The 14,968-nt window shown below is 75.3% G+C and carries 12 protein-coding genes; 6 read left to right on the top strand and 6 right to left on the bottom strand.

Annotated features, from left to right (window positions below):
- Positions 1-97: 97 nt before the first annotated feature.
- Together GYH36_RS02715 and GYH36_RS02710 are read right to left on the bottom strand one after the other, a co-directional pair.
- Positions 98-598 (bottom strand): MarR family winged helix-turn-helix transcriptional regulator, encoded by a 501-nt coding sequence (locus tag GYH36_RS02715; RefSeq protein WP_162289033.1) that lies wholly within the window; start codon positions 596-598, stop codon positions 98-100.
- 146 nt (positions 599-744) lie between these two features.
- Positions 745-2,193: a sugar porter family MFS transporter gene (locus GYH36_RS02710; protein WP_162289032.1), complete on the bottom strand. Its 1,449-nt coding sequence runs from the start codon at positions 2,191-2,193 to the stop codon at positions 745-747.
- A 227-nt stretch (positions 2,194-2,420) separates the two neighbouring features.
- On the opposite strand from GYH36_RS02710, the gene GYH36_RS02705 reads away from it, so the two are divergent.
- The 3 genes from GYH36_RS02705 to GYH36_RS02695 all read left to right on the top strand — a co-directional run bounded on the left by GYH36_RS02705 (position 2,421) and on the right by GYH36_RS02695 (position 5,170).
- Entirely contained in the window at positions 2,421-3,020 is a 600-nt protein-coding gene (locus GYH36_RS02705; RefSeq protein ID WP_162289078.1) for a hypothetical protein, read from the top strand.
- Between the two features lie 522 nt (positions 3,021-3,542).
- On the top strand, positions 3,543-4,163 hold the full coding sequence (locus GYH36_RS02700; protein ID WP_047231395.1) for a DUF47 domain-containing protein: 621 nt from the start codon (positions 3,543-3,545) through the stop codon (positions 4,161-4,163).
- Between the two features lie 5 nt (positions 4,164-4,168).
- Entirely contained in the window at positions 4,169-5,170 is a 1,002-nt protein-coding gene (locus GYH36_RS02695; RefSeq protein WP_024838969.1) for an inorganic phosphate transporter, read from the top strand.
- 6 nt (positions 5,171-5,176) lie between these two features.
- Here GYH36_RS02695 and GYH36_RS02690 read toward each other — a convergent pair whose 3' ends face one another.
- From GYH36_RS02690 to mshD, 3 genes are read right to left on the bottom strand one after another with little or no spacing between them, the layout of a single operon-like run.
- A complete protein-coding gene (locus GYH36_RS02690) occupies positions 5,177-6,214 on the bottom strand; it encodes an NUDIX hydrolase (protein WP_162289031.1) in 1,038 nt (345 codons plus the stop codon).
- 3 nt (positions 6,215-6,217) lie between these two features.
- The gene (locus GYH36_RS02685; RefSeq protein ID WP_024838967.1) at positions 6,218-8,482 is read right to left on the bottom strand and encodes an RNA degradosome polyphosphate kinase; all 2,265 of its coding nucleotides are present in this window, start codon (positions 8,480-8,482) and stop codon (positions 6,218-6,220) included.
- A 56-nt stretch (positions 8,483-8,538) separates the two neighbouring features.
- Entirely contained in the window at positions 8,539-9,558 is a 1,020-nt protein-coding gene (gene mshD / locus GYH36_RS02680) for a mycothiol synthase (protein WP_162289030.1), read from the bottom strand.
- Positions 9,559-9,722: 164 nt separating this feature from the next.
- Here mshD and GYH36_RS02675 point away from each other — a divergent pair, with 164 nt between their 5' ends.
- The 3 genes from GYH36_RS02675 to GYH36_RS02665 all read left to right on the top strand — a co-directional run bounded on the left by GYH36_RS02675 (position 9,723) and on the right by GYH36_RS02665 (position 13,740).
- A complete protein-coding gene (locus tag GYH36_RS02675; RefSeq protein WP_162289029.1) occupies positions 9,723-10,913 on the top strand; it encodes an MFS transporter in 1,191 nt (396 codons plus the stop codon).
- A gap of 153 nt (positions 10,914-11,066) precedes the next feature.
- A complete protein-coding gene (locus GYH36_RS02670) occupies positions 11,067-12,287 on the top strand; it encodes an FAD-dependent oxidoreductase (RefSeq protein ID WP_312028478.1) in 1,221 nt (406 codons plus the stop codon).
- Between the two features lie 40 nt (positions 12,288-12,327).
- Positions 12,328-13,740, top strand: a complete 1,413-nt coding sequence (locus GYH36_RS02665; RefSeq protein ID WP_312028477.1) for an MFS transporter — start codon at positions 12,328-12,330, stop codon at positions 13,738-13,740.
- A 96-nt stretch (positions 13,741-13,836) separates the two neighbouring features.
- On the opposite strand, the gene GYH36_RS02660 is transcribed toward GYH36_RS02665, so the two are convergent.
- The gene (locus GYH36_RS02660; protein WP_162289028.1) at positions 13,837-14,760 is read right to left on the bottom strand and encodes a pentapeptide repeat-containing protein; all 924 of its coding nucleotides are present in this window, start codon (positions 14,758-14,760) and stop codon (positions 13,837-13,839) included.
- Positions 14,761-14,968 lie beyond the last annotated feature (208 nt).

Below are 14,968 nucleotides of genomic sequence, written 5' to 3'. Positions count from 1 at the left end.
CGCGGTGGGCGGTGTCAGGGGGTTCGGGGGCCGGTCCGCGGGGCGCGGGCCGTCGGCGGGGGCGTGCCCGACGGCGCGGTGCCGGCGGGCGTCGCGGTCACCCGGCCGTGCGGGGTGCGTCGTGGACGGCGACGACCGCGGCGGCGACGCGCTCGATCTGGCGCGTGGCCTCGACGATCTCGTCCTCGCGCCACTCGGCGAACGTCGTGGCGGCGAGGGCGTCGATGTGGTCGTACGCCCGCAGGACGAGCCGGCGGCCCGCGTCGGTGAGCTCGACGGTCCGGGCGCGCCGGTCGTCGTCGTCCACGGTGCGGCGCACGAGGCCCGCCTCGACCAGGTGGCTCACCTGGCGGCTCGCGACGGACAGGTCCACGCGGAGGCGGGCGGCGACGTCCCCGAGCGGGACGGGGCCGCACCGCTGGAGCGTGCGCAGGAGCCCGAAGGAGGATCGGGGGATGTCGAGGTCCCGCGCGATGCGGACGGCCGACTCGCGCTGGGCGCGGGCGAGCTCGTCGAGCGCGCGGATGAGGCCCGCCGCGGGCGACGGGTCCGGGGCGGGCGGCGCGGTGGCCGGCGCGACGGGGGTGGTGACGGGCACAGAGACTCCTTGGTTGCTGCAGGCAAGCATACTCCGTGAAGTTGCTTTCAGCAACCATTGTTCGTCGCAAGGAATTCCCGCGGGCGCGCCGGAGCCCGGGCGCCCGCCCGACGGGGGTCGTCGCGGCGCCCGGGCTGGCGGAGGTGTCAGGCCGCGCCGCGTCCCACGCGCTCGTCGCCCATGTCCTCGAGCTCGACACCCTTGGTCTCCGGGACCTTGGCGAGCACGAACGCGAACGACAGGGCCGCGAAGATCGCGTACATGAGGTAGGGGATCGAGGCGCCGAACGCCGAGAGCATCGGCGGGAACGTCAGCGTGATGGCGAAGTTCGCGAGCCACTGCGCCATCGCGGCGACGCCGAGCGCCGCGGCGCGGATGCGGTTCGGGAACATCTCGCCGAGCAGGACCCACACGAGCGGCCCCCACGACGCGCCGAAGAACACGACGAACGCGTTGGCGGCGACGAGGGCGATCGGCCCCCACGGGGACGGCAGGCTGATCTCGTCACCGCTGCCGCTGGCCTGCGTGAAGGCGAGCGCCATGATGCCGAGCGACAGCGTCATGCCCGCGGACCCGATGAGGAGGATCGGGCGGCGGCCGACCTTGTCGACGAGCGCGATCGCGATGAACGTCACGGCGACGTTCGTCACGGACGTGATCGTCGACACGAGGAACGACTGGCTCTCGTCGAACCCGACCGCCTGCCAGAGCGTCGTCGAGTAGTAGAAGATCACGTTGATCCCGACGAACTGCTGGAAGACCGACAGCAGGATGCCGACCCAGACGATCGGCTTGAGGCCGAGCGCGGAGCCCTTGAGCGAGCCCTCCTGGGCGTTCTTCTCGTCGACCGCGATGGAGCGGTGGATCTGCGCGATGCGGTCGTCGACGTCCTCGTCCGGGCCGAGCACGGAGTCCAGCACCGCGCGCGCCTCGTCGTCGCGCTCCTTGGCCACGAGGTAGCGCGGCGACTCGGGGATCCGCAGCGCGAGGATGCCGTACACGGCGGCCGGGACCACGCACACGAGGAACATCCACCGCCAGGCCTCCCACCCGAACCACAGGTCCTCGGCGGCGCCGCCCGCGGACTCCGCGAGGAGCTGGTCGGACAGCAGCGCGGCGAAGATGCCGATGGTGATCGCGAGCTGCTGCAGCGAGCCCATGCGGCCGCGCAGGCGGGCCGGCGCGATCTCCGCGATGTACGCGGGGGCGATCACGGACGCGATCCCGATGCCGACGCCGGCCATGAACCGCCAGATCGCGAGGTCGAACGCCGACCACGCGATCGCGGAGAGGATCGACGACGCGAAGAACAGCACCGCGCCGAACACCATGACGCGCGTGCGGCCCCACCGGTCGGCGAGCCGGCCGCCGGACCACGCGCCGAGCGCGCAGCCGAGCAGGGCGATCGCGACGACGAGGCCGGTGACCGCGGAGTCGAGGTCGAACTGGCCCTCGATCGCGGCGACCGCACCGTTGATGACCGAGCTGTCGAAGCCGAAGAGGAAGCCGCCGACGGCGGCGGCGACCGCGAGGCCGACGGCCTTCCGGTGCGCGCTGCGTTCGGTCGCCTGACCTGCGGTCCCGCTGCTCGACATGTCGCCCTCCGCTCCGTCCCGGAGCCGGGTGGGCCCCTTGCGTCACTGTAGGTCGGGGCGGTTTGCCCGGCGCGTCGAACGAGGTCGGGCGTGCGCGGCGCCCGGCGGTGCGACCCGGCGCGCACCGGGTGGAGACTGGGCGGGTGCCCGACGACGTCCCCGCCACGCCCGCGGACCGGTCCGACCCCGGCCGCTCCGACCGCACCCAGCGACCCCGCCGCCCCGCGATGCTCGACCCGCGCGACGCGGAGGAGCTCCCCGGAGAGCTCGACCCCGCGCTGCGCGACCAGGTCGCGCACACGACCGCGCACGCGATCGTGCACCGCGCACGCGACACCGAGGACCCGCGGGTCGTCGAGCGGCTCGTGCACCTCGTCGAGACGGAGGGTCTCGACGTCGTCGCCGCGCTGTGGTCGGACGCCGCGCCGAACTCGCTGCCCGGCGCGTTGTGGCGGCTCTACGTGCTGCGCGAGTGGGTGCGCCGCGACCCGCAGACCGTCACGCTGCGCTACCGGCTCGGCGTGGACGCCGCTCCGGTGCACGAGGCGATCGCGGGCGTCCCGCGTCCGCCCGGGCCCCAGGACGTGCGCGACCTCGCCGACGCCGTGCTGTCGGGCGTGTTCACCGGAGACCTCGCGGTCGCGCTCGAGCGCGCCGGGTCGTTCTGCCGGATCCTCGCGACCGGCGCGGCGTTCGACGCGGACGCGCGCGAGGTCGCGGACCCGGGCGGCGCGCTGCGCATGACGCGCGGCGCCGGCTCGCTGCTGCGGACCGCCCAGGAGCTCGAGCACGCGGCCGAGCTCTGGCGCGCCGAACGCCTCGACTGACGGGCGCGCGACTCGTGCGGCGGGTGCGGCGGGTGTGGCGGGTGCGCAGGGTGCGGGCTCGGGCGCGCGCACGCACGGCGGGCGGGCCACGTCTCGCGGAGCGCGAACACAGGCCCTGAACGGTGCCGCACGGGCGGCGCGGCACGTACGATGGGTGACGACGTCGGGCCGCGGTAGCCCCGGGCTCCACACTCAGCCGCTACGAGCGGCCACGCGCCGAGAGGCGCTCCCGGTCCGGCGTCACTACTTCCCCCGCGCGGTGCGCGAGGTGGCCACGACCCCCCGGCGACGGTGCCGGGAACGGTCGGTGAGCATCCTGCGGATCCGGGGACTTCACCCGGACGATTCCAGCATCGCTCCGCTCGTCGGCTACATTTGACGAGAGTTCGACGTGCGTTCATCGAGAGATCATCCGAACCGAGATCGTGACCACCCCGGCCGTCCGGCCCGTCCGGCAGCCGAGCGGCCCCCGTGGCCGACGCCAGCTCAGACCCCGACCCCGCGTCCCTTCCGGAGCCCCCCGTGCGCCTGCGCCTGACACCGCGCGACACCTCGTTCTTCGACCTCCTCGCCGCCTCGGCGCAGCACCTGGTCACCGGATCAACGCTCCTCGCGGAGCTGCTCGGGGCGGACCGCCCCACGCGCAAGCAGCTCGCGAAGCAGCTGAGCGAGACCGAGCACCTCGCGGACGACGCGACGCACTCGATCATGCGGCGTCTCAACCAGACGTTCGTCACGCCGTTCGACCGCGACGACATCTACGCCCTCGCGTCGGCGCTCGACGACTGCATGGACTTCATGGAGGAGGCCGCCGACCTCATCGTCCTGTACAAGGTCGACGAGCTCCCGGCGCGCGTGTCCGAGCAGGTCCAGGTTCTCCAGCGCGCGTCCGAGCTCACGGCCGAGGCGATGCCCCGCCTGCGCTCCATGGACGACCTCCCCGAGTACTGGGTCGAGGTCAACCGCCTCGAGAACCAGGCCGACAAGGTCCACCGCAAGCTCCTCGCCGAGCTGTTCGACGACGTGTCCGACCCCGTCCTCCTCATGAAGCTCAAGGAGATCGTGGAGGTCCTCGAGCAGGCGGCCGACGCCTTCGAGAAGGTCGCGAACACCGTCGAGACCATCGCGCTCAAGGAGTCCTGAGCCCCGTGGAGGTAGTGCTCGTCGTCGTCGTCGTGGCGTTCGCCCTGGCGTTCGACTACACCAACGGGTTCCACGACGCCGCGAACGCCATCGCGACCTCGGTGTCCACCAGGGCCCTCACCCCGCGCGCGGCGCTCCTCATGGCCGCGGTCTTCAACCTCATCGGCGCACTCCTGGGCACCGCGGTCGCCCAGACGATCGCCGAGGACATCGTCGCCGTGAACGACGTGCCACCCCACCAGGGCCTCGTCATCGTGCTGTGCGGCCTCGTCGGCGCGATCACGTGGAACCTCATCACGTGGTGGCTCGGCCTGCCGTCGTCGTCGACGCACGCCATCATCGGCGGCCTCGCCGGCGTGGGCCTCGCGTCCGGCATCACGGTCCACTGGGACGCGATCCTCGACAAGGTCGTGCTGCCGATGGTGTTCTCGCCGCTCATCGGCTTCGGCCTCGCGTTCGCCCTCATGGTCCTCGTGCTGTGGGTCTTCCGGAACGCCGCGCCCGCCCGGGCCTTCCGCCGCTTCCGCATCGCGCAGACGGCCTCGGCCGCGGCGATGGCGCTCGGCCACGGCCTCCAGGACGCGCAGAAGACGATGGGCGTCATCGTGCTCGCGCTCGTCGCGGGCGGGTTCCAGGACGACAACACGATCCCGCTGTGGGTCAAGCTCTCCGCGGCGACCGCGATCTCGCTCGGCACGTACGCGGGCGGCTGGCGCATCATGCGCACGCTCGGGCGCAAGATCATCGAGCTCGACCCCGCGCGCGGCTTCGTGGCCGAGTCGGTGTCCGCCGTCGTGCTGTACGCCAACGCGTTCATCTTCCACGCGCCGGTCTCCACGACCCACACCATCACGTCCGCGATCATGGGCGTCGGCGCCACCAAGCGGCTCTCCGCGGTCCGTTGGGGCGTCGCCAAGAACATCGGCGCCGCGTGGGTGCTGACGATCCCCGCCGCGGCCCTCGTCGCGGCCGTCGTCTACTGGGTGCTCAGCCCGATCCTCATCTGACGGCCGTCAGTGCAGCGGCGGGGCGACCTTCTCCGCCGCGACGACGCGCGGACCCTTGGACGTCCGCGCCACGTGCGCGACGAGCATCTCGCCCGGCTCGAGGAAGGGGTCGTTCGTCGGCAGGGCGTTCGCGACCGCGCGGCGCGAGTGCTGGCCCAGGACGTCGAGCACCGTCGGCAGCACCGGGCGGTGCGTGCACAGCACCGACGACCGCTCGGACTCGAGGAGCTCGCGCACCGTGCGCGCGACGCGCGAGGGGGAGCGCTCGTGCTGCGCCTCCGTGAGGTGGTCGCTGCTCAGGCTCGCCAGCCCCGAGGCGCGCGCGTACGGCGCGATCGACTGGGCGCAGCGGTCCCAGCGGCTCGTCACCATGGCTTCGACCCCGTACGCCGCGAGCACCGGCACCATCGCGACGGCCTGCGCGTGACCCGCGGGCGTGAGCGGACGGTCCTGCTCGTCGCCGTGCCACGCCGAGCGCGCGACGGCCTTCCCGTGGCGCGCGATGACCACGACGTGCGTCGCGAGCCGCCCCTCCGCACGCTCCCGCACGAGCGCGTCGAGCGGCGTGCGGTCGGCCTCGCGCGTGAGGCGGCGCGCGGCGTCGTCGACCGACAGCCACGCCGCGCGGTCGATCTCCCGCGGCGACACCGGGGGCACGGGGGCCCGCGCGGCGAGGGCGCCGGCGTCGGACCGGCGTGACGCCTTGCGCGCGGCCCAGTAGTGGACCCGCTTCACGCGGCCCTCGGGCGTGAGGTACTGCAGCCCGGGCAGCGGGACGCCGAGGATCACGGGCTTGCCCGTCTCCTCCGCGACCTCGCGGGCGGCCGCGGCCTGGAACGTCTCGCCCGGGTCGAGCTTGCCCTTGGGCCACGACCAGTCGTCGTAGCGCGGCCGGTGCACGAGCCGGACCTGGAGCTCGCCGTCGTGCACGCGCCACACGAGCGCTCCGGCCGACTCGATGACCGGGGCGTGCGACACGTGCGTCGGGCCGAGCGTGTCCACGAGCGGGACGCCGCTGCGGAGGGCGGAGGAGGGCACTCCCATCCGCTACCGCCTCCCGGCGAGCCGACGGCGCTGGCGTTGCACGAGGCTCGCCTGGAGGTCGACGAGCGGGGAGCCGTCGGGGCCCGACTCGGGGCGGTGCCACGTGCCGTCCGCGTCGAGGTGCCACGACGCGGTGCGCTCGGACATCGACGCGTCGAGCAGGTCCAGCAGCTCCATCACCTGGTCGGGGTCCGTGATGCGCACGAGCGCCTCGACGCGGCGGTCCAGGTTGCGGTGCATGAGGTCGGCCGACCCGATGAACACCTCCGGACCGCTGTCCGGACCCTCGCCGATCGCCGGGCCGCCGGAGTTCGCGAACGCGTAGATGCGCGAGTGCTCGAGGAACCGGCCGAGGATCGAGCGCACGCGGACGTTCTCGCTGAGGCCGGGCACGCCCGGGCGCACGGCGCAGATGCCGCGCACCACGAGGTCCACCTTCACGCCCGCCTGCGACGCGCGGTACAGCGCGTCGATCGTCGTCTCGTCCACGACGGAGTTGACCTTGATCTTCACCCATGCCTCGCGGCCCTCGCGCGCGGCGACCGCCTCGCGGTCGATGCGCTCGACGAGCCCGGACCGGACCGTGCGCGGCGCGACGAGGAGCCGGTGGAACCGGGACTGCGGCGCGTAGCCCGAGAGCTGGTTGAACAGGCGCGTGAGGTCCTGCCCGACGTCGGGGTCGCACGTGAGCAGGCCGTGGTCGGTGTACAGGCGCGCCGTCTTGGGGTGGTAGTTGCCCGTGCCCACGTGGCAGTAGCGCCGCAGGCCGTCCGACTCCTGGCGCACGACGAGCGACAGCTTGCAGTGCGTCTTGAGCCCGACGATCCCGTACACGACGTGCACGCCCGCCTGCTCGAGCTTGCGCGCCCACGAGATGTTGGCCTGCTCGTCGAACCGGGCCTTGATCTCGACGAGCGCGAGCACCTGCTTGCCCGCCTCGGCCGCGTCGATGAGCGCGTCGACGATCGGCGAGTCGCCCGACGTCCGGTACAGCGTCTGCTTGATCGCGAGCACCGACGGGTCGGCCGCGGCCTGCTCGAGGAACGTCTGGACCGACGTCGAGAACGAGTCGTACGGGTGGTGCAGCAGCACGTCGCGCTCGCGGATCGCCGCGAACACGTCGGTCGGCGTCGAGCTCTCGACCTCCGCGAGGAGGCGGTGCGTCGTCGGGACGAACGGCGGGAAGTGCAGGTCCGCGCGGTCGAGGTCCGCGATGAGGTTGAGGCCCGTGAGGTCGAGCGGCTCCGGGACCTCGTACACCTCCTCCTCGATCACGCCGAGCTCGCGCACGAGCAGCGCGCGGATGCGCGGGCTGATCCCGGGCGTGAGCTCGAGCCGCACCGGGGGGCCGAACCGGCGACGCAGGAGCTCCTTCTCCATGGCCTGGAGCAGGTTCTCCGCGTCGTCCTCCTCGACCTCGACGTCCTCGTTGCGCGTCACGCGGAACAGGTGGCGCTCGCGCACCTCCATGCCCGGGAAGAGGTGGTCGAGGTGCTGGGCGATCACCTCCTCGATCGGGACGAACGACGTGGGCCCCCGGTCGGGAGCGGCGGTCTGGGAGGTCGGGGCGCTCGGGCGGCCCCGCGCGTCGACCGCGATGAACCGGGGCAGCAGCGGTGGCACCTTGACGCGCGCGAAGTGCTCCTTGCCCGTCGTCGGGTTCGCGACGACGACCGCGAGGTTGAGCGAGAGCCCCGAGATGTACGGGAACGGGTGCGCCGGGTCCACGGCCAGCGGCGTGAGGACCGGGAAGATCTGCTTGCGGAAGAACTTGTGCAGGCGCTCCTGCTCGCGCGTCTCGAGCTCGTCCCAGTGGACGAGCGTGATGCCCTCGGCGGCGAGCGCCGGCTGCACGTCCTCGGCGAACACGCGCGCGTGCCGTGCCATGAGGTCGTGCGCGCGCTCGCTGATCGCGTCCAGCACCTGGCGCGGCGAGAGACCGGACGCCGCGGTGACCGCGATGCCGGTCGCCATGCGGCGCTTGAGGCCGGCGACGCGGACCATGAAGAACTCGTCCAGGTTCGACGCGAAGATCGCGAGGAACCGGACGCGCTCCAGGAGCGGCTGGCTCGGGTCCTCCGCGAGCTCGAGCACGCGCTGGTTGAACGCCAGCCAGCTCAGCTCGCGGTCCGCGAACCGGTCGTCGGGGAGCGGACGGAGGTCGAGCTCCGCGCCCACCTGCTCGATCTCCGGCTCCTCCGCGATGTGCTCGGCGATGTGCGCGGCGAGATCGGGGTCGAGCGTGCGCTGGGTGGACGTGTCGGTCATGGGTTCATGGTGGCACCAGTTGGTGAACGGTGCGTGACACGCGTCACGAGGACGGCCTACGCCGTGGTCCCGCGGGCCGTGCGCGCGTACTGGACGTGGACCGCGCGGCGCGTGAAGCCCGCGCGCTCGTAGGTGCGCACCGCGGGCACGTTGTCGCCGTCGACGTACAGGACCGCCGTCGTGACGCCCTGCGCGGCGAGGTGCGCGAGCCCCGCGGCCGTCAGCACGCGGCCCAGGCCCTCGCCCTGCGCGGCGGGGACGACCCCGACGACGTAGATCTCGCCCTCGCGCGCGCCGTCGGGCTGACCCGTGGGGATCTTGGTCCACACGAAGCCGACGAGCTCCGCCGGGCCCGCCGGCGTCGTGCGCTCCAGGAGCAGCAGGCCCGCGGGGTCGAACCAGTCCTCGCGCGTGCGGGCGTGCAGGTCGGCGACGGTGAGCCGGCCCTGCTCGGGGTGCTGCGCGAAGGCGAGCGCGTTGGCCCGGACCCACGCGTCGTCGTCCTGGCCGGGCACGAAGGCGCGCAGCCGCAGCCCGTCGGGCAGGGTCGGGGTCGGGTGGTCCGCGGGCCCGCCGAGCGGGCGCTCCAGGACGAGCAGCTCCCGCACGACGGCGTAGCCCGCCCGGGCGGCCAGGCCGCGGGCCGCGGGGAGGTCGCCGTGCGCCCACACCCGCAGCGGTGCCGGGGCCGGCTCGCCGTCGTGCTCGGCGCGGGACGAGGGGAGGCCGCCGTGCGCGTCGTCGTCGGCCGTGGGCGGCGGCTCGGCGGCCCGGTCCGCGGCGCTCCCGAGCAGGTGGAACCCCAGCCCCCGGCGCCGGTGCCCGGGCCGCACCACGAGCTCGGCGCTCGGTGCGTCCCCCCGCTTGTCCACCTGGGCGTACCCCGCGAGCTCGCCCGCGCGCCACGTGAGCAGGTGCACGACGTCGTCCGTCGCGTCGCGCAGGTTGAGCAGCGGCTGCTCGGACAGGGGCGCGACGCCGTCCTCGCGCTCGGCGGCCGCGGCCAGGTCGTGGACCTGCGCGATCTCGACGTCGTCGATGAGGGGCCCGGTGTGCCAGAGGATCGCCGTCTCCACCCGTCCATCTTGCCCCCGGCCGCCCGGCGCGGCCGAACGGCGGGACGCCGGCGGGGCGTGCCGAGGGCGCGTCCGGGCAGGTCGGGAAGGTCTGGTGCCGCGTGACGGTTGCCACGTCCGTGAGCGAGCAGCCGTGAGGCGCGGGGCCGGGGGACCGCGTCGGTATGCCCCGCTCCGCACCGCGCGGCCGCTCGGCCGGGCGCAGCGCGGGGCTGCTCTCCTGGGCGATGCTCCCGGTCGCCGTCGCCGCGGGCCTCGTGAGCGCCGGGTTCGGGCTCGCCGTCGCGGGGTACGCGATGGCGTTCCTCGTCGCACCGTTCGCGGGCCTCGTGCTGTTCGGCGGCGTCCTCGCGGACCGGTTCACGGCCCGCCGCATGATGGTCGTCGCCGACGTCGCGAACCTCGTCGCGCACGTGCTCCTCGCCGTGCTGTTCGTGCGGGGGATCGACCACCTCTGGCACCTGTACGCCCTGCTCGCCGTCGCCGGGACGGCCAACGCGCTGTTCCAGCCCGGCGCGGCGTCCACCGTCCCGCTCGTCGCCCGGGACGTGCAGGGCGCGAACGGCGTCCTGCGCACGGCCGAGGCCATCACGGGGCTCGGCGGTCCGGCGCTCGCGGGGGCGCTCGTCGGGTTCGGGTCGACGGGCGCCGTCATGGTGCTCTCCGCGGTCGCGTACGGGACCAGCGCGCTGTGCCTGGTCGCGCTGCGACTCGGCGTCGTGCCCGCGCCGCCCGCCGGGACGGGGCTGTGGCGCAGCCTCGCGGACGGGTGGGAAGCGTTCCGGTCCCGCACGTGGCTCCGGGGTGTCATCGTCGTCTGGATGGTGTACGCCGTGCTCGCGTGGGGACCGCAGCTCCCCGTCGCAGCGAGCGTCGTCGTGCCGGAGCACGGGGCCGGGGCGTTCGGCGTGCTCAACAGCGCCCTCGGGGTCGGCACCGTCGCGGGCGGTCTGCTTGCCATCCGTGTCAAGCCGCGGCGGCCGCTCGCCGCGGGCGCCCTCGCGCTCGTCGCCTACCCGCTGTACCCGCTCGGCCTGGTGCTCGGCTGGCCGGTGGGGGCGCTCGCCGTCGCGCAGGTGCTCGTGGGCGTCGGGGTCGGCGTGTGGGGCGTCATGTGGGCGACGAGCGTGCAGACCCAGGTGCCGGGCGAGGTCCTCAACCGGGTCCACGCGTACGAGGTCGCGGGGTCCGTCGGCATGTACCCGATCGGCGCAGCGCTCGCCGGTCCGGCCGTCGCCGCGATCGGCACGGACCAGGTGCTCGTGGTGGGCGCCGTCGTCGGCGCGCTCACCGTCGTCGCGCTCCTCGCCGTGCGCCCGATCCGCACGCTGGAACGCGTCCCCGACCGCACCTGACGCGTAGCCGCCGCTGGACCCCGTGCGGCGAGCACGGGGTTGCGTGCCGTCGAGCACGGGGTTGCTGTCGTGATGGCGGCGATAACGACAGCAACCCCGTGTTCGGCTGCCGGGGTGGGGAAGGTTCCGGGGGTCCGGGTCGTTGTGCCGGGCGTGAGCGGACGAGAGACGGGGACCGGACGCGCGTGGTCGGACGACGGCGTGCGCGACGTCGTGGTGATCGGCGCCGGCCAGGCGGGGCTGTCCGCGGCGTACCACCTGCGGCGGGTCGGGCTCGACCCGCTCGTGCTCGACGGCGGACGCGGACCGGGCGGCGCGTGGCAGGACCGCTGGGACTCGCTGACGATGGCCGAGACCCACGCCGTGCACGACCTGCCCGGCGTCCCGCTGCCCGCCGGTGACCCGGACGAGCGCGCGAACGTCGCCGTCCCGCGCTACTACGCGGCGTACGAGCGGGAGAACGACCTGGGCGTCGTGCGGCCCGTCACCGTGCACGAGGTGGCGCAGGACCCCGACGACCCCGCGCTGCTGCGCGTCCGGGCTACGGTCGGCACCGGGCCCGACGCGCGCGAGCGCACCGTGCGCGCACGCACCGCCGTCAACGCGACCGGCACGTGGACACGGCCGTTCTGGCCGCGCTACCCCGGGATGGAGACGTTCCGCGGGCGCCAGCTCCACACGCACGACTTCCGTGCCGCCGAGGACTTCGCGGGGCAGCACGTCGTGGTCGTCGGGGGCGGCGCGTCCGCGACGCAGCTGCTCCTGCAGGTGGCCCCGCACGCGTCGGGGACCACGTGGGTGACGCGTCGCGAGCCCGTGTGGGTCGAGGAGGAGTTCTCGCCCGAGCTCGGGCGGGCCGCCGTCGCGCGGGTCGCCGAGCGCACGTCCGCCGGGCTCCCGCCGGGGAGCGTCGTCTCCGTGACGGGCCTGGCCCTCACGCCGCGGTACCGCGCGGGGATCGCGAGCGGGGTCCTGCGGCGCCGACCGATGTTCGCGCGGGTGACGGCCACGGGCGTCGAGTGGGAGCCGGGCGCGAACGACGACGGGCTGCTGTTCCAGCCGGCCGACGTCATCCTCTGGGCGACGGGCTTCCGCGCGGCGCTCGACCACCTCGCCCCGCTCGGGCTGCGCGAGCCCGGCGGCGGGATCGTCCTCGACGGCACGACGGCGGCCCGCGACCCCCGCGTCCAGCTCGTCGGCTACGGGCCGAGCGCGTCCACGATCGGCGCCAACCGCGCCGGTCGCGAGGCTGCGCGCGGCGTGCTCCGCGCGCTCGGCGCGGCGCCGGGCCGCGGCACGGACCCTCGCCGGGAGGCCCAGACCGCACCCGTTGGGCCGCCGTCGGCAGGATCACGACGGCCGGTGGCGGCCTGAGGGCTCGTCACGACGGTCCGCCCCGGCCTACCGTGCCGGGGTGAGCACCGAGCACCCCGCCGAGCGGTCCCCCGCCCCTCCCGGGCCGTCCGACGTCCCCGACCTCCCGAGCCAGCGCCGCACCCTGACCACGCTCGCCACGACGCAGGTCCTCTCGGGCGTCGGCGTCGCGAGCGGCATCGCCGTCGCGCCGCTCGTCGCGTCCGCGCTCTCCGGCTCCGACGCGATCGCCGGGCTCACGTCGACCGCCGGCGTCGTCGGTGCCGCGCTCGTCGCCCTGCCGCTCGCGGACGTCGCCGGTCGGCGCGGGCGACGGCCGTCGCTGCTGCTCGGGTTCGGCGTCGCGGCTGGGGGAGCGGTCCTCGCGACGGTCGCCGTGCTCGTGGGCTCGTGGCCCCTGCTCGTCGTCGCGATGCTGCTGTTCGGCTCGGGCGCGGCCGCCGGGCTCGCGTCGCGCTTCGCCGCCACGGACCTCGCGACGCCCGAGCGGCGCGCTCGTGACCTGTCGGTCGTCGTGTGGGCGACGACCGTCGGCTCCGTCGTCGGGCCCACCCTCGCCGGCGCGGCCGACCGCGTCGCCGGGCCCGTGCTGCGCCTCGGCGGGGACGCGCACGCGGGGCACGGGTCGTCCGGGCCGAGCGCCGCCCCCTTCGTGCTCGCGTCCGTCGCGTTCGTGCTCGCCGCGGCCGTCGTCGCGGTGTGGCTGCGCCCCGACCCGCTGCTCGCGTCCCGCGCGGCGACGGCGGTCCCCGACCGCGGCACCGCGACGGCGACCCCGGACCGCACCGCCACCGCTCCGGACCGCGGCACCGCGACGGCGGGGCCCGGTGGCGCGCCCGCGCCGGCCGCGTCGTGGCGCGCGGGGCTGAGCGCGGGCTGGGCCGTCGTGACGGCGAGCCCCACCGCGCGTCTCGCGCTCGGCGCGATCGTGCTCAGCCACCTCGTCATGGTCGGGCTCATGTCCATGACGCCCGTGCACATGAACCACGGCGGCGCGACGCTCCAGGTCGTCGGGCTCGTCATCAGCGCGCACATCGCGGGCATGTACGCCCTGAGCCCCGTCGTCGGGTGGCTCGCGGACCGGGTCGGGCACGCGCGCATGCTGTTCGTCGGCGCGGCGCTCCTGCTCGCGGCCGCCGTCGTCGTGGCGGGTGCGCCCGGCGAGGACTCCGCGCGGCTCACGGTCGGCCTCGTGCTCCTCGGGCTCGGCTGGTCGTGCGGGCTCGTCGCGGGGTCCGCGCTGCTGGTCGACGCGACGCCCGCGCCGTCGCGCACGTCCGTCCAGGGCCTGTCCGACCTCTCGATGAACGCCGGCGGTGCCGTCGGCGGCATCCTCGCGGGCGCGATCATCGGGTTCTCGTCGTACGGCGCGCTCGCGTGGGGTGCCGCCGTGCTCGTCGTCGCCTGCGTGGTCGCCGCCGTCCCGCTCGCGCGGCGGGTCGCGCTGCGCTGACGCGCGAGATCGGCACCTCCGTCCGAGGTCGGCAGCGGCGTCCGAGATGGGCGGTCGCACGTGCCGATCTCGGACGCGCCTGCCGATCTCGAACGCTCAGTCCCGGAGAGCCGCCGGGAGGGCCGTGCGCTCGTCCCGGCGCACGGCGCCCGCCTGCGCCGGGGTGAGGAAGAGCGCCCGCGAGAGGTCGGTGCCGCGCGCGTCCGCGCCGCGCAGGTCCGCGCCCAGCAGGTCGACGACGTCGAGCCGGGACCTGCGCAGGTCGGCGCCGAGCAGCAGCGCGCCGCGCAGGTCGGCGCCCGTCAGGTCGAGCGCGCGCAGGTCTGCCCCCACGAGGTCCGCGCCGGGCCGCAGCCGACGGCGGACGGCCGGCGACGGCTCGACGAGGGATCGGGGGCGGGGCGCGGACGCAGGGCCGCCCGCGGTGGACGACGCCCGCGACCCCCGCCCGGAGCGCGCTGCGTCGCGGACCAGCGCGCCGGCGCGGTCGATCAGCGGGCCGACCTCGCGGCGCACGGCACCGACGTCGAGCGCGAGCAGGTCCGCCGGGGCGAGGGCCGCGAGGGCCGCGGTCCGGTCGAGGGCCAGCCGGGCGTCGTCGTGCACCGGCGCGGCCGCGTCGAGGGCGAGCACCTCGGTGAGGTACCACAGGAGCTCGTGGAGCTGCGTGACGACGGGCAGCGCGGCGAACGCGTCGCGCGCGGCGGCGGGGTCGTCACGCCAGGTGGCGCCGTCGTGGGCCGCGCGCACGGCGGCGGTGACGCGTTGCCCGGCCCCGAGGCAGTCGTAGGCGACGCAGCCGGGGAACCCGGACTCGCGCAGCCGGGAGTGGATGCCGCAGCCGAAGTCGCCACGCAGGTTCGGGCAGGGCGTTCCGGCGGGCTTGTCGATCGCGAAGTCGGCCGACCGCACGAGGTGCAGGCCCACGCAGCACAGCGCGGTGCAGCGCGCGCAGTCGCTGTGCAGGTCGAGCTGCTCGACGAGGAGGGTGCGCGCGCCGGGCGCGGGAGGAACGGGCACCCCCCGACGCTACGTCCTCCGCGCGCGCCCTGGGCACCAGGACCGCGTCCGACGAGGACGGGGCCGGCGACCGGCTCCCGCAGGAACCCGGGGCCCCCCCCCCGGTTTCCCCCCCGCGGGGGGGCTCCGCGGCGCCCCCCCGCCGAGCTTCGCGACGTCGCGCAGCGAGTACCGGCGGCCGCGGCCCGCGGTGCGGCGCGGCACCACG

The sequence above is a fragment of the Cellulosimicrobium composti genome (genome assembly GCF_010287905.1).
Lineage (GTDB): Bacteria > Actinomycetota > Actinomycetes > Actinomycetales > Cellulomonadaceae > Cellulosimicrobium > Cellulosimicrobium composti.
This window is presented reverse-complemented; position numbering and strand designations above follow the sequence as displayed.